This is a genomic window from Phycisphaerae bacterium (genome assembly GCA_019636475.1).
In the GTDB taxonomy this organism is placed as follows: domain Bacteria; phylum Planctomycetota; class Phycisphaerae; order UBA1845; family UTPLA1; genus JADJRI01.
Window position 1 is genome coordinate 178,695 of sequence record JAHBXN010000003.1, and the last position, 18,477, is coordinate 197,171.

At 57.9% G+C, this 18,477-nt stretch carries 18 protein-coding genes; 8 read left to right on the forward strand and 10 right to left on the reverse strand.

The features are described 5' to 3' along the window. Positions 1 to 7 precede the first annotated feature (7 nt). The 3 genes from KF841_06290 to KF841_06300 form a co-directional block, all read right to left on the reverse strand. Positions 8 to 838, reverse strand: coding sequence for a methyltransferase domain-containing protein (locus KF841_06290; GenBank protein MBX3394959.1), 831 nt, complete (start codon positions 836 to 838; stop codon positions 8 to 10). Positions 839 to 842: 4 nt separating this feature from the next. Then, a complete protein-coding gene (locus tag KF841_06295; protein ID MBX3394960.1) occupies positions 843 to 2,345 on the reverse strand; it encodes an AMP-binding protein in 1,503 nt (500 codons plus the stop codon). A 107-nt stretch (positions 2,346 to 2,452) separates the two neighbouring features. Beyond that, positions 2,453 to 3,313, reverse strand: coding sequence for a class D beta-lactamase (locus tag KF841_06300; protein ID MBX3394961.1), 861 nt, complete (start codon positions 3,311 to 3,313; stop codon positions 2,453 to 2,455). Between the two features lie 186 nt (positions 3,314 to 3,499). Between KF841_06300 and KF841_06305 the strand changes: the two genes are divergently transcribed. Continuing rightward, the gene (locus KF841_06305; GenBank protein ID MBX3394962.1) at positions 3,500 to 3,838 is read left to right on the forward strand and encodes a hypothetical protein; all 339 of its coding nucleotides are present in this window, start codon (positions 3,500 to 3,502) and stop codon (positions 3,836 to 3,838) included. Positions 3,839 to 3,958: 120 nt separating this feature from the next. On the opposite strand, the gene KF841_06310 is transcribed toward KF841_06305, so the two are convergent. From KF841_06310 to KF841_06330, 5 genes are all read right to left on the reverse strand, one after another. Further along, positions 3,959 to 5,272 carry a hypothetical protein gene (locus tag KF841_06310; protein MBX3394963.1) on the reverse strand — a complete coding sequence of 438 codons (1,314 nt, stop codon included), beginning with the start codon at positions 5,270 to 5,272 and terminating at the stop codon, positions 3,959 to 3,961. Between the two features lie 303 nt (positions 5,273 to 5,575). Then, positions 5,576 to 7,231 carry an NAD+ synthase gene (locus KF841_06315; protein ID MBX3394964.1) on the reverse strand — a complete coding sequence of 552 codons (1,656 nt, stop codon included), beginning with the start codon at positions 7,229 to 7,231 and terminating at the stop codon, positions 5,576 to 5,578. Positions 7,232 to 7,332: 101 nt separating this feature from the next. Then, entirely contained in the window at positions 7,333 to 8,208 is an 876-nt protein-coding gene (locus KF841_06320) for an ABC transporter permease (GenBank protein ID MBX3394965.1), read from the reverse strand. A 90-nt stretch (positions 8,209 to 8,298) separates the two neighbouring features. Beyond that, positions 8,299 to 9,111, reverse strand: a complete 813-nt coding sequence (locus tag KF841_06325; protein ID MBX3394966.1) for a TatD family hydrolase — start codon at positions 9,109 to 9,111, stop codon at positions 8,299 to 8,301. Between the two features lie 52 nt (positions 9,112 to 9,163). After that, positions 9,164 to 9,421, reverse strand: coding sequence for a hypothetical protein (locus tag KF841_06330; GenBank protein MBX3394967.1), 258 nt, complete (start codon positions 9,419 to 9,421; stop codon positions 9,164 to 9,166). 263 nt (positions 9,422 to 9,684) lie between these two features. Here KF841_06330 and KF841_06335 point away from each other — a divergent pair, with 263 nt between their 5' ends. From KF841_06335 to KF841_06345, 3 genes are all read left to right on the forward strand, one after another. Further along, positions 9,685 to 11,052, forward strand: coding sequence for a cystathionine beta-synthase (locus tag KF841_06335; GenBank protein MBX3394968.1), 1,368 nt, complete (start codon positions 9,685 to 9,687; stop codon positions 11,050 to 11,052). Between the two features lie 588 nt (positions 11,053 to 11,640). Continuing rightward, entirely contained in the window at positions 11,641 to 12,654 is a 1,014-nt protein-coding gene (locus tag KF841_06340) for a glycosyltransferase family 2 protein (protein MBX3394969.1), read from the forward strand. 247 nt (positions 12,655 to 12,901) lie between these two features. Beyond that, complete coding sequence (locus tag KF841_06345) at positions 12,902 to 13,222, forward strand: RNA-binding protein (protein MBX3394970.1); 321 nt, start codon at positions 12,902 to 12,904, stop codon at positions 13,220 to 13,222. A gap of 183 nt (positions 13,223 to 13,405) precedes the next feature. Here KF841_06345 and KF841_06350 read toward each other — a convergent pair whose 3' ends face one another. Further along, positions 13,406 to 13,888 (reverse strand): hypothetical protein, encoded by a 483-nt coding sequence (locus KF841_06350; protein MBX3394971.1) that lies wholly within the window; start codon positions 13,886 to 13,888, stop codon positions 13,406 to 13,408. A gap of 17 nt (positions 13,889 to 13,905) precedes the next feature. Further along, entirely contained in the window at positions 13,906 to 14,502 is a 597-nt protein-coding gene (locus KF841_06355; protein MBX3394972.1) for an RNA polymerase sigma factor, read from the reverse strand. A 346-nt stretch (positions 14,503 to 14,848) separates the two neighbouring features. Between KF841_06355 and KF841_06360 the strand changes: the two genes are divergently transcribed. From KF841_06360 to KF841_06375, 4 genes are all read left to right on the forward strand, one after another. Next, complete coding sequence (locus tag KF841_06360; GenBank protein ID MBX3394973.1) at positions 14,849 to 15,985, forward strand: Re/Si-specific NAD(P)(+) transhydrogenase subunit alpha; 1,137 nt, start codon at positions 14,849 to 14,851, stop codon at positions 15,983 to 15,985. Positions 15,986 to 16,095: 110 nt separating this feature from the next. Beyond that, complete coding sequence (locus tag KF841_06365) at positions 16,096 to 16,371, forward strand: NAD(P) transhydrogenase subunit alpha (protein MBX3394974.1); 276 nt, start codon at positions 16,096 to 16,098, stop codon at positions 16,369 to 16,371. A 3-nt stretch (positions 16,372 to 16,374) separates the two neighbouring features. Further along, the gene (locus KF841_06370) at positions 16,375 to 17,796 is read left to right on the forward strand and encodes an NAD(P)(+) transhydrogenase (Re/Si-specific) subunit beta (GenBank protein MBX3394975.1); all 1,422 of its coding nucleotides are present in this window, start codon (positions 16,375 to 16,377) and stop codon (positions 17,794 to 17,796) included. A 261-nt stretch (positions 17,797 to 18,057) separates the two neighbouring features. Beyond that, positions 18,058 to 18,249 carry a hypothetical protein gene (locus tag KF841_06375; GenBank protein MBX3394976.1) on the forward strand — a complete coding sequence of 64 codons (192 nt, stop codon included), beginning with the start codon at positions 18,058 to 18,060 and terminating at the stop codon, positions 18,247 to 18,249. The last annotated feature ends 228 nt before the right edge of the window (positions 18,250 to 18,477 follow it).

An 18,477-nucleotide genomic window follows, 5' to 3' on the forward strand; every position in this document is an offset into this window, starting at 1 on the left:
TGGCCGGTCATGTCGCCGTCAGTTCTAGCCCGCAAACCGCTATCTGATAAAACGGCGTCCGCGGCATGCGAGATCTCCGAATCGCCCCAAGAAACATTCGCCACGTCATATGCCAGGGAAGCAATTTCGGGAATTCTCGCTGAAGAAACTCGGTCGTCAGCAGTCCGGGCGCTTGCAGCTTTTCCGCAAGCGGCAGGAGTTCGCCGACGGGCACCCCTCGAAAATTATCCGAGAGCGCTCGAAGAAGGCCTTCAGCCCTGGTCGGCTCAATATCTGTTCGGCCGTCCGGCGAAATATCGAAAGTGACAATGCATCGCCCGCCTGGCCGCAGGACACGTCTGAATTCTCGCACGATCTCTGGATAATCGGCGGTATGCTCAAGCACTGACATGCAGAACACCGCATCAAATCGTTGATCTTCATACGGCAGTCGCCGCAAATCCGCGGATGTGAAGGCAACCTTCGGCATTTGGCAGAATTGATTGATCCGATCGAATACAGCCGGCAGATTCGGATCGGCGTCGCAGGCTTCGACGGCGAAAGAGGGATTCATTCGCGCCGCAAAAAACGGAATACATGTCATCCCGCTTCCGGCGTCAAGCAAACGAACCGGTCGATCGCCTTCAAGCGCGGTCAGCCGCTCGATGAGGAATGGATACTCCCATCGCCGCATTCCATGATCAAGCGGATCGTATCGAAAATAGGTCGCGCTCGAGCCGAGCCGCCGGCCGTGCAGCGAGCTGAATTCTGCGGAGAATGCTCGCAATTTGCCGAGCAATTCACTGCAAGCCGTGGCCCGCCATTGTTCGATTGTCGCCAGACCCGGCCGCGTCAGCATGTGTTCATGTTCCGGAGGGAATGAGTTCAGCGAGTTTTCGCTTCAGTATCTTGCCTGTCGGTCCGCGCGGCAGGTCCCTGGCGATGATCACCTTCCGCGGAATCTTGAACCCGGCGATCTTGTCGCGACAGAATTCCCGCAATTCGATCTCATTCGCCGAAGCTGTTTCATGCAGAATCACAAACGCGACAACAACTTCACCACGGGACGCATCCTTCTGTCCAACCACTGCCGCCTCGCTTACGGAGGAATGCTGCTCGAGCGCGGATTCGATCTCGCGCGGGTACACATTCTCCCCCCCCACGATGATCATCTCCTTCTTGCGACCCGTAATGCGGATGAATCCGTCAGCGTCCACCGTACCCATGTCGCCTGATTTATACCATCCGTCACTTGTCAGCACCGCCGCCGTCTCCGCAGGGTTTTTGTAGTACCCCCGCATGATATTCGGGCCCTTCACCCACAGCTCGCCGATCTCACCTGGAGCGACTTGTCTGCACTCTTCATCAAATGCCGCGACCGTGACCCCGGGAATTGACTGCCCAACGGTGCCGACCTTGTGCGCCCAGGGAACATTGAGGCTCACGACCGGCGAAGCTTCACTCATGCCGTAGCCCTGGAGTATCTCCAACCCGAATCGAGACCTGAACGCGTGATACACCGCATCAGGAAGCGCCTCGCCGCCGGCGATTGCGAACTGAATCGATTTGAAATCGGCAGGCCCCCCCGTCTTGCTGCGCAAGAGCGCCGCGTACATGCTGGCAACCAGCATCGTCACGCTGATCTCCCGTTCACGGATTGTATCGATCACGGAATTCGGCTGGAAACGCGGCAGATAATGAACCGAAGCACCAAGCCTGATCGGGACCAGGAGCATGGCAGTTAACCCAAAGCTGTGAAACAACGGCACCAATCCGAGAAAACGATGCTCTGACTTCAGGCGTGCCCGCTCGATGCACGAATCGATGTTTGATCGCAGGTTGGCATACGTCTGGCAAACGCCCTTCGGCTTGCCCGATGTGCCCGAAGTGTACAACAGTACTGCGGTATCGTCCGGATTGACGTCCGGCGGTTGTGGAAGCGCCGCGGCCGAACCTGAAGCCTGCGCGGTGGCCAGCGCAGAAACTTCCTCCTTCAAGGGCAGATCTTCGACATAAATGACTTTGCAGGACAACGATCCGGCAAGTTCGCGGAAGAACTTCGTGCTGAACACGACATCCAGCTCAGCGTCGGCCACGATGGCTTTCACCTCGGCCGGCTGAAGCATGAAATTCAGCGGTACGACGGTCTTTCCGGCCCATAAGGCGCCATACACGGTCGCCGCACAAACCGTCGTCGATGGCAGCATGATGCCAACGTTCGGCCTTTCAGTGGATTCCGCAACATGCCGGCGCATCACGAGCGAAAGGCCCAGCAACTCGCGATAGGTCAGCGATTGGGATGGATCGGCTACGGCCGGACGGTCACCGCGAAGGGCAACAGATTCGAGCAGTGTTTCAACAAGCATGGCGCACCTCCGACCCCATCGCGTCACATCGTACGGAGTTCGCCGACATCCTATCTAACAAGGCAATAACCGTCCATGTCAGGACCGTGCGCAGATCCTCCGGTGCGTCATTCGAATGAACCGCTGAACTCAATGAGACCCAGGTCGCGCAGAATGTCCGCGGTAATGCCTCTCGCTTTTAGCCCCATGGCATCGTCGCCCGAGATATTTGTCGCAAACACATAGTTGCGGTCGCCCCGCCGAACGTGCCCAACGTACCAGCCGAGAATTGTCTTGTCCGACTTGCCTGCACCTCCTCCGGTTCCGGTCTTCCCACTCAGAATCCAGTCGTCGCTTTGGCGATATTCAAAGAGCCGCTTGACTGTCTGCACTGTCTTCGTCCCGAACGACAACTCGTTCCTGTAAAGCCGCTCCAGAAAGCGAAGCTGCTCATTTGCCGATATTTCGAGGGAAGACTGAATCCAGAATTTCGTCAGGCCGCCGCTCTGGTCGCGATTGCCGTACTCACATTCATCGAGGTACTTCTGCATTCTTTCCTCACCGATCGCTTCAACCACCCGTTGGAAGTACCACACCACTGAATCGCGAATCGCAGTGGCGAGCGTCTGATCCGCCTCACAGACCTTGCGGCTCTGGGGCGTGCCGTCCCATTTCATCGCGTGCTCAGGCCCCGTCAGCACGCCGGTCTCCAACCCTATGAGAGAAGTCATGATCTTGAACGTCGAGCAGGGTGCGAAACGCCTGGCACACCGATCGTCGTTGTATCGGAGCGTCCACTCGTCATCGAGGCTCTTCAGAACAAAGCATCCCTCAAAGCGCCCGAAATGCGACTTGAAGTCGATCCGCCGCAGTCCGGCCACCGCCGCACGCTCCACAGACGGGTCGGGAGTAACCGTCGGCGGCTTCGAATCCATGGCCAGAACACAAACAGATGAAGTAATTGCGGAAAATACGAACCAGATCTTCATAACAAGGACTCCTTTCGAGATTCTCACCGGCGCATCCGGTCGCCGGGGTCCTTCTCAATACGACACGCGATTCACGAGGTTCGATCAAAGTTAGGCGCAAAGCCCGACCGATGCTAACATGCGCCTGGTCAGTCGTCGCAATTCGAGTTGCGGACACCCGCGACGACGACAACAGGAGAACCAATTATGCTGATTCAACACCCACCAATGATTCGGCCGATTGCATTGATCTGCTTGACGGCCACCCTGCTGATCGGATGCGATTCGAAAAAAAGCGAACCCGTGCCCGCTTCCCCGGAATCCGCGTCCGCCGTTGCGGTGGTATTGGCAAAAGCCGATGCCGTGGACGGAAAAACGGACAAAATCATCACGCGCTGCGCCGGATGCGCGCTCGGCATGGACGGTAAGCAGGATCACGAGCTGGTCGTCGGTGAATACAGGATGCACTTCTGCAACGCCGGCTGCAAGGATCGATTCGCCCGCAATCCGGACAAGGAAATACTTGCCCTTAAGATCCCTGACTGACCCACTCGCAACGGTTTCCGTCTTTCCGGCATAAACAAACGCGCGAGCGGAGTAATCCGCTCGCGCGCCAGGGTCTTCGGTTTTTCAACCGATCTGAACGGTATCCAGTGCTTCAACGGCTCACGGAGGCGGCAGTTCGGCGTATCCGACCGTCACGGCGCTGATCACGGCGTCCGGATCCACCGGTATCAGAAATGCGACAAGGTTGTTGCTGCACGAGACACCCGCTGCCCGAATCACGTTGAACGGATCCGACGAATCCGCCACGGGAATAAAGTCTCCGCCATCTTCGCTCAGGTACAGACGCTCCTGGGTATTCACATCCACGATCGTCTCGCCCGCCACAAAGATCCACCGGCCATTCGGAGAGATGTCGGCCGTCGCGCCGAAGCCCCATCGCCCGTCGCTGGCATTTTCGCCGTTGACGAACAAACCGGTGGGATCAATCAGCGAAGAAATGTCACTGGTGTCACCGGCAAGGCATCGGTTGAGCACCGAAATGTTGCTGCCGTCATCCGCGGTCTGCTTCGCAAAATAGGCAAACCGGCTCTCCTCGAAAAAGAGGCCCCGGCCGGCGCGGCCCGGGTTGCGGGTCGGCTGGCTGAACGTGCCGCCGACGAGGTCCAGAAGGGTGAAGCTCTCGTTGTCGTCGAAGAAGGCAACTGTGGCCCCTTCGATCTGAACATCGTTGTCCCCGGTGCCTCCGTTGAGCGACGATCTTGTGAACTCATCAGGCGCGTTGCCCGGGTTATCCATGTCGTAGACATAGAAAGTGTCGTTCGTCCGAACGACGATCCGCCGTCCCGCCGCATCAACGTCGATCGCACTGGGGTTGCTCGTTCCCGGATTGTTGGAGAATGGAGTAATGACGAAGTTATTAATGTCAGAGATGTCCACCATCTTCACTCGCAATCCGGCACCATTCTGTGTCGTCACGGTTGAATTTACGGTCGCGACCACGTTTCCTTCCGCTGCCCACAGATTCGGCCCGCCGGAGCCTCCCATGTTAATCGACGCGGCAGGCATCGCGGCCACCTGCTCGGTCTCAGTGTCAAAAACATAGAGCGAGCCGCTGGTACGATCACGGACAACCAGCTTCTTTCCAGCGAATTCGAATGCCGAAGTATCATTGTCCATCCCGGAAGGTGCCGGCACATCCATCGGCTGAGTCTCCCCGGCGCGCAGCCATGCAAGCGTCGCATTTCCGTTGGCATTGAACGCCAGAACGCCGTCACCCACCGCCGGCCCGCGCTGCGTGGTCGAGGGTGTTGTGAGCTTGACGATATTGAGTATTACACGCGAATCATTGTTGTTGTTATTATTGTTGTTGTTATTGGAGTTGCCGTTGTTGTTATTATTGTTGTTGTTCGGGCACTCTGCGCCGACACAACTGATTAGGATAACGCTCGTCAGCAATGCGATTTGACGCTTCATGGTTGAATTCCTCCTCTGAGTCCAGGTGAACTGAGACCATTGGTAATGGCAAACTTGCCACCACTCTCCAGTTCGGTAGGTTAGACAATCTATGACAGATGGGCAACACTCGGGCTATCGCTACCCTCCGTGTCGCAAAAGACGGTCCCACAATTTTATTCATGTGAGTGCCTGCAACAGGAATCGGAACCGGTCATCCAAACGCCACCGGCACGACACGCGTGTCGCCTGCGCGCAAAATGCGCACGATGCCCTCGGCCACGGCAGCCCCAATTTTGCCCTGGAAACGATTTATCCAAGTTGCTATATGAGCTTTGCTGCAATCGGCATGCGACGTCCCGCCCCAAACGCCCGACTCGTAACCTTCAACCCGGTCGCAAGTTGTTGGCGCTTGTATTCATTTCGCGCAACCAATCGTAGTACATAAGTCACAACAGACTCGTCAATGCCCGAAGCGACAATTTCCGCTCCAGATCGATCCAACTCCACATGGGCATGCAGAATTGAATCGAGCAGATCATAGGGCGGCAGAGAGTCCTGATCGGTCTGATCCGGCCGCAATTCCGCGGATGGCGGCTTCGTAATCGACGAGCGAGGAATGATGTCGCGCCCCGCCCGCGTGTTCGCATGGTTCGCGAGTTGGTACACCATCGTCTTCGGCACATCAGAGAGTGCGGCCAGTCCCCCACACATATCGCCATAGAGCGTGCAGTAGCCCACCGCGATCTCACTCTTGTTGCCGGTCGTAAGCAGCAGCCACTCAAATTTATTCGACAGTGCCATGAGAATCGCGCCACGAATTCTCGCCTGCACATTTTCTTCTGCGGTGTCAGGCTTCCGCCCCACGAACAATCGCACAAGCTGCTCATCAAACATGTCGTGGATTCGCCCGATCGGAACGATGCGAAAATCGATAGCCAGATTCGCAGCAAGGTCTTCCGAGTCCTTCACGCTGTGTTCGCTGCTGTAACGCGACGGCATGGCAACGCCATGCACGCAACCAGAGCCCAGCGCCTCCGTCGCAATCGCCGCCGTGACCGCCGAATCGATGCCGCCTGAAAGCCCGATCACCACCTCGCGAAATCCGCATTTCCTGACGTAGTCACGGGTTCCCAATACCAGTGCATCCCAAACCGACGCGATCGGATCGGGATAGGGCTCGATTCGATTCAACTCCGGACGGGCGATATCAACAAACAACAGATCCTCGGCGAAAGCCCTGGCTCGCGCGATCAGTTTCCCCGTGCCGTCAAATGCCATGCTCGCACCGTCGAACACCAGTTCGTCGTTGCCACCCACCTGCGCCGCCAGCAGCAGTGGCAATCCCTTGGCACGCGCATGCCCGGCCATCAAGTGTTCACGAAACTTCTGCTTATTCACCACATAAGGCGATGCAGATGCGTTCAGGATCAGGTCAATCCCGCGCCCAGCAAATTCATCCACCGGAGCGCGCCGGTACAGTGACCGACCGAAAAGATCAGATCCCGTCCAGAGATCTTCGCATATCGTAATGCCCGCCAGCACCGCACCATCCCTGCCGCGCAGCTCGGCGATACCAGCATGGTCTGATGGCTCGAAATAGCGGTGTTCGTCAAACACGTCGTACGTCGGCAGAAGCGACTTATGAAACCGTCCGATCACCGCGCCGTCGCGCAGTTGCCACAGGGAGTTACAGATCGGCCGGCCGATGCGAGATTCACTCCGATCGACACACCCCACAAAAACGTCGATACACGCTCCGATCTCTGAGGCAATCGCGTGCACTGCCGCGATGCCGGCATCGATGAAACTCTCCTTCAATAGGAGGTCCTTCGGCGGATAGCCGCAGATCGACAACTCAGGAAACAGGACAGCCGTGGCGCCGCCCGACTGCGCCTGGCGCACGAAATCGAGAATCTTGCGGGAGTTGCCGGCGAGGTCGCCAACCAGCGGATTGATCTGTGCAAGCGCGACGATCATGCGTCGGCATTATAGGGTCGGCGACGATTACGAGAAATCCGCGTCAGCACAGGTCCACACTTCGCGGGTCAATCTTCCCGGGAAGAGCGGCGCCCGAAGCGTCAGATCCCGAATGCGTAGAACAGCGCGGTGAATATCACATCGGCCGTGATCAACGCGACGATCGACTTGACAACCGTGTTCGTCGTCGCCTGCCCGACACCTGCCGCGCCGCCTCGCACGTTCAATCCCTCATGACAGGCGATCAGCGCGATCATCGCGCCAAATACGCCCGCCTTGAAGATCCCGCCCAGAAAATCCCTCGGCAGCACCGCGGCCCGGGTGTAGCTGATGTACTGGTCCGCGGACAAATCAAGGATGAAAACCGACGTCAGGAATCCGCCCAGCACGCCGATGACATCCGCCAATACCGTGAGCAGCGTCAGCATGATGACCGTCGCCAGAAATCTTGGCACGACAAGAAACCGAATTGGATTCAACGCCGTCGCACGCAGCGCCTTGATTTCCTCGCCTTCAACCATCGTCCCCAACTCAGCCGCGATGCTTGCACCGGCAAACCCTGAAAGCACGATGCCCGCGAGCAGCGGGCCCAATTCTCGGAACATCGCCACCGCGACGATATCCGCGACGCGCTCCAACTGACCATACCATTTCAATGTCGGCGCCATCTGAAGACACAGGATGATCCCGATGAATATCTCAACCAGAAAAATAATTGGGATGCTCTTGATGCCGACCCGCACCATTTGAGTGTAGATATGGTCCAGTCCGATCCGCGCGTCACGGCGGAACACCATGCGGTGGATCCACGCCAGCGTGCTGCCGCAAAGCGCAGTCGCTCCCCCGATAAATGCAACGACATCGATTGTCTTTTTGATCTGACTGTCGGTCAATCCACCGACATACTCCACCGCGCGCACGATCGGTCCGGGTTCAGTCGAGTTTTCCGCGGTCGGATTGGAAGGCCGATCACTCATTGGAAAACGCGGATTGTCGATCCGGACTCCGCGAATGTCCAGCATCCTCGCCTGTCGGAAAACCACCCGGCCAAGAGGATGAACCGTCGATCACCGCCGGGGTGCCCATGAGAATCTTCGACATTGCCGAAAGAATTTCAGCGGATTCTCGTAAACCACACGGGCAATCTCGGCTTCGGCGTGCCCGCGAAGACGCATCTCCAGCATGAACGCAGGCACCGCCATCGGATTGGACGGTCCCCAGTCGCCGGCCGAATTGACCATGACTCGCTCGGTGCCATACCGCTCAACCATGTCGGCCGCGCGCTGCGGCGTACACTTCGTCACCGGATACAGCGTCATGCCGCACCAGAACCCTGCGTCCAGAATATGTTTGATCGTGTGCTCCTCGGCATGATCAACCAGCACGCGCTCCGGACGCAGCCGCGACTCATTTCTGAGCATGTCGAGGATCATCCGAGTCCCCTTGTACTTGTCTTCTAGATGCGGCGTATGAATCAGAACCAGCTCATCGCGAACAGCGGCCAGTTCGAGATGCTCGGCGAAGATTGTTGCCTCATTCCGCGTGTTCTTGTTCAGTCCGATTTCGCCGATGCCCAGTACGTTGGGCCGCTCCAGGTAGTCCGGAATCATCGCGATCACTTCTCGCGAGAGTGACACGTTCTCCGCTTCCTTCGCGTTGATGCACAACCAGCAGAAATGCTGAATACCATATTGTGCGGCCCGCTTCGGTTCATGCTCCGTCAGTTGCCGAAAGTAATCCCGGAAAGCCAGGGAACTTCCCCGATCGAATCCAGCCCAGAATGCGGGTTCGCTCACTGCAACGCACCCGGCATGCGCAAGCCGTTCGTAATCATCGGTGAGCCGGGAAATCATGTGAATGTGCGGATCGATGTAGTTCATTTGAAATCGTCGGCTTGGGATTCGAGCGACACGATCGAGATCAGCAGGTCGCCTATTTCTCCTGCCAGGACGGATCGTAAGCCTGCGAGAACAACTGCTGCACCTGCTCCGCCCGGTCACGGTCGGTCGGCCCCGAATCGACCAGCAAACTCAGGGCCTCGCGAATTCGGCGGTATCGAGGATCCGAAACCGCCGCTGCGGCATTTTCCCCTCTTGCGATTCGGTCCAGATTGGCCGCAATTTCGAGCAGCTTGCACCGGGTCTCCAGGAAGGTTCGATCCAGTGCCGTGGATGCAGTGAGTGGTTTCAAGGCCGGAGCCTCCTTCGGAGCATTCATTCGATGACCAGCGTCCATTATTCCGATTCGCGCCTCCCGTTGCAAACATGCCTGCCCGGCTGCTGCATACAGATCGCCATGCCGCTTGACATCACCCGCCGCACGCCGCTAGTTTCAGATATCGCACAGCGCGAAAAAACGCCCTTCGCGAGAAGGATTTCGCGCTGGTTCGCCGAACCCCTCATCTCGGCGATCAAAACCGGACCATTCTCCGCAAATTCCAAGGTCGCCCCATCATGGACATCCGCAACAGCATTCTCGAGTGCATCGGGAAGACCCCGCTCATCAGGCTGAATCGAGTTTCCAATGGCCTCAGGTGCACACTCGCAGCCAAGGTCGAGTACTTCAACCCGGGGGGATCCGTAAAGGATCGGCCGGCCATGCGCATGATCGAAGAGGCCGAAAAGGCCGGTTTGCTCAAACCCGGAGGAACGATTATCGAGCCGACGAGCGGGAATACCGGCACGGGCCTCGCCATGGCGGCCGCCGTCAAGGGCTATCGGTGCATACTGGTCATGCCTGATAAGATGGCTCCCGAAAAGTTTGCACTCCTGCGTGCCTATGGTGCCGAAACCGTGACAGTGCCGACGGTCGGAGCGAACAATCCGGAAAGCTACTATAACGTCGCGAACCGGCTCACCGCCGAAATCCCAGGTGCGTTTCAGCCGAATCAGTTCGAAAATCCCAATAATCCGGCCGCACATTATTACTCGACCGGCCCCGAAATCTGGGAGCAGACCGACGGCCGGCTCGATTACTTCGTCGCCGGCATCGGAACCGGCGGCACCATCAGCGGAACCGCGAAGTACCTCAAGGAGAAAAACCCGAATATCAAGATCATCGGCGCTGACCCGGAGGGATCCATCTACACGCCGGGTGCCATGCCCAAGTCATACAAGGTCGAGGGAATCGGCGAGGATTTCGTCCCGCGTACCGTCGACCTTAAGATCGTCGATCAGGTGATCCCAGTCAGCGACAGGGATTCATTCACCATGGCGCGGAGACTCGCAAGGGAGGAAGGAATCCTGGTCGGCGGCTCGTGCGGAACGGCGGTTTGCGCCGCCTTGAGAGTCGCCGAGGATCTGCCCGCCGACAAGCTCGTCGTCGTGCTCTTGCCCGATACCGGTCGCGCCTACTTGAGCAAGATTTACAACGACGAATGGATGCAGCAGTTCGGATTTCTTGATGTGCCGGGCCGTGGAATGAGCATCGGCGATGTGCTCGATTCCAAAGGGGAAACCGACGCCATTCTCACGGTCGATCGCCGGGACACCGTCCGCAAGGCGATTGACCTCATGCGTCGGAACGGAATCTCGCAGGTGCCTGTGTCCGATCGCGATGGGAACATCGTGGGCTCGATGCAGGAAGTGACCGCCATGCAGCTTGTCTTCGACCACGTCGATATCGCGCACAAGCAGGTCGGCGACGTCATGGGATCCCCGTTCCCCAAAATGGAACGATTCGCCGAAGTCGACAGGGGATTCAAGGCGCTTTCGCTCGGCGCCTCGGCGATCATCGTGACCGACCATGGCAAGCCCGTAGGCGTGCTGACCAAATCGGACTTCATTACTTACCTCAGTGCAATGCTCCCGTCGGGAGAGTAGCAAACGTTGAGCTTTGGTAAATTCCGAAATCGATCCTGCCAAAGTGGCTGATTCATCGCGCATTTTGGCGTCGTTCGTCCCGAGCCGAGTCAATCGCCGCGATCGAAGGGATGGCGACCACCCTGTGAATTCCATCGCCCGCCGATTTTTCTTCTCAGTCGCTGCGCGCGCCGGATCGCTCGCTACCTGTCGTGAAGAAACACCTTAGAAAAATCCAGAAGCGCATAAGTGATACATGCGGGTTGTGAATTGCTTCCGCAGCTGATTTTTTGTTGAACTCGCGCGATTTCTTATTATCTTGCAGGTCTTCCGGCGCAGAAGCACGGCCCGGTTGCGGCGAATTCAACTCGACTCGAGAGATTTGTGGTTCACCACAACTGCGGAACCGTGGCAACAGATTGAGTTTGCGACCCGCTCGATTGAAGATGGATCTTCAAGAGAGCGGGTCGCAACGTTTTGGGTCCTCCGCCGCCGGTCCAAAGTACTTCTGGATTCCATTGCACACCCCCTTCAAAACTCCAGCCTCGCAACGTGGAATGCCGATGCATCCCGTAACAACGGCGCATCCATGTGACACCCAGTGAATCCATGAGTCACCACACCGCGATAGCACAGGTTACGCCCGGCGATTGCGATGCCGGCGCCGAACGACCGACAGTCTCCGTCATCATCCCGACCTACAACTCCGCCGCGACGCTGCCGGATGCAATCGAATCGGTCCTGAACCAGACCTATGCCCCGGATGAAATCATCATTGTGGATGACGGCAGCACTGACGACACACAGGGCGTCTGCCGACGCTTCCCTGAATCCGTTCGCTGCATTCGGCAGGAGAACGCCGGCGCTTCGGTCGCCCGAAATAGCGGCGCTGCGGCTTCGTGTGGCGATCTGCTTGCGTTTCTCGATGCCGACGATGTCTGGGAGCCTCAAAAGCTGGAACTGCAAGTAACGGCGATGCTCCAGAATCCGGAAGCGACATTCGTCCTGTCCGCCGTGCTGTCGTGGTCGCGGAGAGAGAACCAATACTACAAATACGAATGGACCGGAAGCCTCGACCCCCGAACGCTTCGACGCGAACTCCTCGTCCGTAACATCTTCACCGGTCTGTGCTCTTCAATCCTCATTAGACGCGACGCCTTCGAGGCCATCGCCGGATTTGCTCCGGGAAAGCTCTCGGAGGATCGGCGGCTCGCAATCGACCTGCTGGCTCGTTTTCAGGGTTTGATTCTGCCGCACGCACTCGTGCGCCAGCGCCCCGGTCCTGCCAGTTTTGGCAATCCCGAGACCATGCGGCAGGCGATGATCGAGTTCATAAACGACTATCTGGCGCTATTTCACGAACTCGATCGTTCCGGCCGCCTGCTTCGACGGGCCCGCGCTCGCGTCCATGAACGGGCCGGTATGCATTATCTTGAGAAAGGCAATCGGCTGGCTGCCGCCGCCGATTTGGCCCGGGCAGCCGCAATTTGGCCTTTCATGGCGAATCCATGGCGTTTCTTCGCGAATGCGTGCATGGGCAGATTGAATCGCTTCGATCGTGCAGCGAAGCCACCGTCCACCCCGATCGCTGCCGGCATACCGACAGGCGTTTCGGGGGCGTAAACGGCACCTCATTTGCGCGGCCCCCATTTATAGCTCCGATTCACACTTGTATTCAGGGCCGGATGTGCTACGATTACTCCGTTGGTTGGATCTGACGATGCGGTATCTAGGCCTGCGGTTTGATTTTTCTGCCTGCCCTTCTTGCCTTTCTCGCCTGCTCCTTCCGCCGGGCCAATGTCGGCCCCTTTCGATGACTCGGGAAAGCGAAGTCCGCGTCAAAGCATCCTTTTGAAGGAGCAGTATGAACATGTCCAAGAAACTTTACGTCGGCAATCTGCCCTATTCGGTCACCGGATCGGATATCGAGCGCCTTTTCTCCGAGCATGGCAGCGTCGCCTCGGCCACGGTCATTACCGACCGTGACACCGGCCGCAGCAAGGGCTTCGGCTTTGTCGAGATGAATTCCGACGCCGAAGCAGATGCCGCCATTGCGGCGCTGAATGGCAAGGACCATGACGGCCGCGCCCTGACCGTTAACGAAGCCAAGCCGATGAAGCCGCGAACTGGCGGCGGTGGCGGCGGTCGAGGCGGCTACGGTGGTGGAAGCCGTGGCGGACGTGGCTGGTAAATCCCCCAACGATGGGGTGATTCCAAATCACAACTGGCACTGAAAAACAGGGGTTTCGAAGCTGGAAAACAAGGCTTCGAAACCCCTGATTATTTCAGGCGAGGTAAAAAAGCGTGAGGCCGAGGTGGCGTTCCGGTAAACACCAACCCGGCCTCACGTTGCAAGAGATAATGGGGCTGTTTGTTAGCTGCCCTCCAGCATACATCGCGTGAGTTGATCTGCCATGAGCAACAATTGTCGCTCCGCATCCGGATCTCCCGCGACCTGTTGGCGACGATCCGCGAACGCTTGAATGTCCAGGCCATCAACCCGACCATCACCGTTAAAGTCGCACTCAACCACCGCGCTTGCGGAGGAGACTGCGGCATTATCAGCGAGGAGTTCCGGCTCCTGCGATCGGATTTCGACGGGGACATTTACATGCGATACGGAATTCGAACGCCCGGAGAAAAGGTTCGGACCCACGAATAAGACGGCGACCGCGGCTGCCGCGGCCAGTGGACTTCCCAGCCAGATCCATTGGTGACGTCGATGTCCGCCGCTCTGAGCGACGGGCACTTTCGCCTTCCAAGGGAACCGGTTCGTTTGATCGTCAAAAACGCCACTTTCATGGGCTTCGCCGAGCAAGACGAGCAGGCTGTCCAAGTTATCTTTCCGAGAGTCCATCACTGATTCTCCGAAAGCTATTGAACTTCATCACCCGCCTGCGCAGAAAAAATCTCAGAAAATTCGATTTTCTTTGCCCGGAGACACCGCCGGAGTTGCTCGGTGATGCGGGGTATCTGGACCTCGCGAAGCGTGGCCTCCGGAATCTTAACTTCTTGTGCCACCTGTCTTAATGTCAAATTTTGAAAATAGCGCAGCCGTACGATTCGGGCAGATTCCGCATCCAAGCCGCCGACGCAATCCTTCAGTGCGGCAAGAACTTCGGCCTCATGCGCAATCTCCTCGGGGCTGTTGCGGTCCACTTTATCGGAGCCAACGCCCTCGCCGGCGTGACCAATTGACCTATGCGAATCCCGGCAGAATTCGCGGTACACATTCCTGAGAATTCCGGCCATCCAGACGAGAAACGGTTTATCCGGCGCGTAACCCGACCGTTGCCTGAACGCCCGACACCAGGCTTCGTTGGCCAGGTCGTCGATCCAGTCCGCTCGATGGGTAATTCGAAATGCCACGAGCCGTACCTGCGTGGCGAAATGATCGTATGCCCGCTCGAAAGCGCGCTCATCGCCCGAGGCAATCTGGCGCTGCAATTCCTGTTCAGATTGTTTGACCATCGGCTCTCTGACTGGAATCAACCTTGATCAACCCCGGAATTCGCTCTCCGCCGGTCCAAGAAGCAAAACTGAGTTCGGCCTGCCCGCCGAAACGACCCGTTCCACTCGCCGGAAACATTCCTCGTGATTTTACGCAGGTTTTGAGATCAAACTACTGCCATTCTCCGGCCGATGCAGTGGTGTCCGGCCGACCAACACGTTCCTCGGCTTGGCGAGGCAGGGATTATCGCTACACTTGGTCGTTGAATATCGGTCGTCGATCCGACATGGATCGCATGAATGACCGGACGGCGTCAGCCGCGCACACTGCGCATGACGCGATTTCCGGCGTCCTGAAGGGGAGATCATGAAAGTTGCCGCACCCAAAGCGGTGGTCGCCGGCGAGCGGCGAGTCGCAATTATTCCTGAAACCTGTTTGAGGCTGAAGAAGGCAGGCCTCGAATTCATCGTCGAGACCGGTGCGGGGGTCGAATCCGGGTTCGCCGATTCCGCCTACGCCGAAGCGGGCGCGACGATCGCTCCCGATGCGGCGAGCCTCTACGCGACCGCGGAAGTCATTGCCTTTCCCAATGCCCCGACGCCGGAACAGCTCGGCATGATGCGCCGAGGAACCATCGTGCTGGGGGTGCTGAACCCGCTCACTCATCACGATCTCGTACGACAACTCGCGGAGGCGGGTGTCATTTCGATTGCACTCGACCTCATGCCGCGAATCACTCGGGCTCAGAAGATGGACGTCCTGTCCTCCATGAGCACCATCACCGGCTACAAGTCGGTGCTGATGGCGGCTGCCGCCCTACCTCGCATGTTTCCCCTGCTGATGACCGCGGCTGGAACCCTTACGCCGGCCAAGGTGCTGATTCTCGGAGCGGGCGTCGCTGGATTGCAGGCGATCGCGACAGCCAAGCGCCTGGGCGCCGTGGTCGAAGCATTCGACGTTCGGCCCGTTGTGAAGGAGCAGGTCGAGAGCCTGGGCGCGAAATTCGTGGAGGTACCGGTCGAAGCGAAAGACGCGCAGGACGCAGGCGGATACGCGAAAGAAATGTCGGAGGACTACAAGCGCAAGCAGATGGAACTGGTCGCGAAGCACGCGGCCGCCTCCGATGTGGTCATTTCGACAGCGCTGATTCCCGGCCGGCGCGCCCCCATCCTGATTACGGCCGAAACGGTTCGCGCGATGCATGCCGGCTCGGTTGTTGTTGATCTTGCATCGGAGGCCGGCGGCAATTGTGAATTGACGCGGCATGGCGAAACCGTGAATGAGGGTGGCGTGCTCATCATGGGACCGGCGAATCTGTCTTCGTCCATTCCCTTCCACGCCAGCCAGATGTTTTCGCGCAATGTCGGGGCGTTTCTTCAGGATCTGACACGCGACGGCGTGGTCACGCTCAATCCCGAAGACGAATGCGTAAGCGGCACACTGATCACCAGGGACGGCCAGATCGTCCACCAGCGCGTGAGAGATTCGATGGGCGTCGCGTGATAAGCCAGCCCATCGAGAGTTCAACGGGGAGCATCCATCCAATGACATCGAACTTGCTTGCAATACTGGCGTCCACCGGCGAATCACTCTCGGCGTCATCGCCCGGCGTGATGTTCGTCGCGGCCATCACGGTGTTCACCCTTTCGACATTTGTCGGATTTGAGGTCATCACCAAAGTGCCGCCGACACTGCACACGCCGCTGATGTCTGGGTCGAATGCCATATCGGGCATCACCATCATCGGCGCGATCCTGGTCGCCGGGCTCAAGCTCAAGTGGTACACGAGCGTATTCGGTGTGCTGGCCATCGCGCTCGCCATGATCAACGTCGTCGGCGGTTTTCTTGTGACCCATCGCATGCTCGGCATGTTCAAGCGGAAGGGCTGATATTTGTCCCCGGCAATTTCAAATTTTGCATACCTCGTCGGCTCAGTGATGTTTATTCTCGCGCTTAAGCGATTGAGCCATCCGCGAACGGCTGTCAGAGGCAACCTCATCGGCGCCCTGGGAATGCTTTTCGCGATCATCGTCACCATCAAGATCGCAATCGACGATCCGGACATCGCCGGTACCGGCTACTGGCTGATCGGCATCGGATTATTTGTCGGTTCGGTCATCGGCGCCTTGTTTGCGATTCGCGTTCCCATGACCGGAATGCCGCAAATGGTCGGCCTGTTGAACGGATTTGGCGGCGGTGCATCCTTTTTTGTCGCGGCCGCGGAGCTGGTGTCCAAAACGAACGAACCGAATTGGGCGGCGCAGGCCGATATTCGGTTCTTCATGGGGGCCACGTTTGTCGCCGGTCTTATCGGCATGCTGACCCTTCTGGGCAGTCTCGTCGCCGCAGGGAAGCTCCAGGACATCAAGTGGGTTCCGAATGGCGACATTCTTCCCATGCAGCGCGTCGTCAATGGCCTGACATTCTTGCTGTGTGTATTTGCCGTCGTCTTTGCCGTGTACGATCCGACGAAATACTGGCTGTTTGTGCCTCTCACGGTGCTTGCAGCCGCTCTGGGTGTGATGGTCACCTGTCCGATCGGCGGAGCGGATATGCCTGTTGTTATCTGCCTCCTGAACTCCTACTCGGGCATGGCGGCTGCCGCGACGGGATTCGTCACGCAGAACGACGGCCTCATCATCGCCGGCTCGCTAGTTGGTTCCTCGGGCATCATTCTTTGCATGATTATGTGCAAGGCGATGAACCGATCACTCACGAACGTGCTTTTCGGCAAGCTCGGAACATCGCAGTCCGCGGGCAAAGGTGATGATATTTATGCCGGCAAGATCAAGGCGGCGTCGGCTGAAGAGATCGCAATGCTCTTCGATTCGGCACGGCGCGTCGTCATTGTTCCGGGCTACGGGCTTGCGGTCTCTCAAGCACAACATGCCGTACGGGATCTTGCAGGCACACTCGAAGCCAAGGGCGTCGAAGTCGAATATGGCATCCATCCGGTGGCCGGTCGGATGCCGGGCCACATGAACGTGCTCCTGGCAGAGGCCAACATTCCATACGAGAAAGTTCGCGAAATGGACGACATCAACTCGACCTTCGAGCAGACTGATGTTGCCATCGTCATCGGCGCGAACGACGTCGTAAATCCGGCGGCCAGAACGGACCCCAAGTCTCCGATCGCGGGCATGCCTATTCTGGATGTGGACAAGGCCCGCACGGTGGTCGTGGTCAAACGAAGCCTCAGCCCAGGATTCGCCGGAATTCCAAACCCACTCTTTGCCGCGGACAACACGTTGATGTATTTCGCCGACGGCAAGAAAGCGATTCTTGACCTCGTCGCGGCGATCAAGGCCGGCTGAGTCGTTTGGCGCGATTTCAGGATGCAAGATCTCCCGAGGAGGTTCCATCCGCTTCAACTGGTGTGGAGCCACCACTGGTTGCGGATTTTCCGTCAATCGCACCCCTATGATTTTCAGGATGGCACGACAATTGCTGCGCATCAATTCGGGACTTCGGCGTGAATCCGGTTTGGCGCGAGGGTCCTTTGACGGTGTTCAGTCAAAGCCGCGCGAGATAGCCGGTCGATCGCAGATTTGTTCTGCCGATGGATGAGGTGCATCATGATCCTTGAATTGAACGATCACGAACGGCAAATCCTCACAACTTTGATCGCTTCGGAACTCCATGAGTTGCCTACCGAAATTCGTCATACCGACGAGCGCGACTATCGCGAGATGCTGAAGGACCGCAAGTCTGTGCTCCAATCGATCCAGCAACGACTCGGAGTGACCGCAGACCAGGCTACCGCCTGACGCACGATTGCATGCGTCCGCAACGGCGGCTACAAGCCATCAGATGATCCTGGCCTTGTGCGCCAGTCGGTGACTGCGATGGGTACCCCTCCTTAGACTGAAGCGCGTGATCGCCGCAGCCCATCATCCAACCCTTCTGCTATTCCGGCCTCGCTGGCATCGTCGGTTCCAGGTGCGTATCATCCCGCTCCGTAATGTCGTGCCGTCAAACAACCGATAAGATCGGCT

What these genes read in the sequence shown, in the direction of transcription:
- KF841_06290 (MBX3394959.1), bottom strand. Translation starts at nt 838, where the DNA reads ATGCTGACGCGGCCGGGTCTGGCGACAATCGAACAATGGCGGGCCACG.
- KF841_06295 (MBX3394960.1), bottom strand. Translation starts at nt 2,345, where the DNA reads ATGCTTGTTGAAACACTGCTCGAATCTGTTGCCCTTCGCGGTGACCGT.
- KF841_06300 (MBX3394961.1), bottom strand. Translation starts at nt 3,313, where the DNA reads ATGAAGATCTGGTTCGTATTTTCCGCAATTACTTCATCTGTTTGTGTT.
- KF841_06305 (MBX3394962.1), top strand. Translation starts at nt 3,500, where the DNA reads ATGCTGATTCAACACCCACCAATGATTCGGCCGATTGCATTGATCTGC.
- KF841_06310 (MBX3394963.1), bottom strand. Translation starts at nt 5,272, where the DNA reads ATGAAGCGTCAAATCGCATTGCTGACGAGCGTTATCCTAATCAGTTGT.
- KF841_06315 (MBX3394964.1), bottom strand. Translation starts at nt 7,231, where the DNA reads ATGATCGTCGCGCTTGCACAGATCAATCCGCTGGTTGGCGACCTCGCC.
- KF841_06320 (MBX3394965.1), bottom strand. Translation starts at nt 8,208, where the DNA reads ATGAGTGATCGGCCTTCCAATCCGACCGCGGAAAACTCGACTGAACCC.
- KF841_06325 (MBX3394966.1), bottom strand. Translation starts at nt 9,111, where the DNA reads ATGAACTACATCGATCCGCACATTCACATGATTTCCCGGCTCACCGAT.
- KF841_06335 (MBX3394968.1), top strand. Translation starts at nt 9,685, where the DNA reads ATGGACATCCGCAACAGCATTCTCGAGTGCATCGGGAAGACCCCGCTC.
- KF841_06340 (MBX3394969.1), top strand. Translation starts at nt 11,641, where the DNA reads ATGAGTCACCACACCGCGATAGCACAGGTTACGCCCGGCGATTGCGAT.
- KF841_06345 (MBX3394970.1), top strand. Translation starts at nt 12,902, where the DNA reads ATGTCCAAGAAACTTTACGTCGGCAATCTGCCCTATTCGGTCACCGGA.
- KF841_06350 (MBX3394971.1), bottom strand. Translation starts at nt 13,888, where the DNA reads ATGGACTCTCGGAAAGATAACTTGGACAGCCTGCTCGTCTTGCTCGGC.
- KF841_06355 (MBX3394972.1), bottom strand. Translation starts at nt 14,502, where the DNA reads ATGGTCAAACAATCTGAACAGGAATTGCAGCGCCAGATTGCCTCGGGC.
- KF841_06360 (MBX3394973.1), top strand. Translation starts at nt 14,849, where the DNA reads ATGAAAGTTGCCGCACCCAAAGCGGTGGTCGCCGGCGAGCGGCGAGTC.
- KF841_06365 (MBX3394974.1), top strand. Translation starts at nt 16,096, where the DNA reads ATGTTCGTCGCGGCCATCACGGTGTTCACCCTTTCGACATTTGTCGGA.
- KF841_06375 (MBX3394976.1), top strand. Translation starts at nt 18,058, where the DNA reads ATGATCCTTGAATTGAACGATCACGAACGGCAAATCCTCACAACTTTG.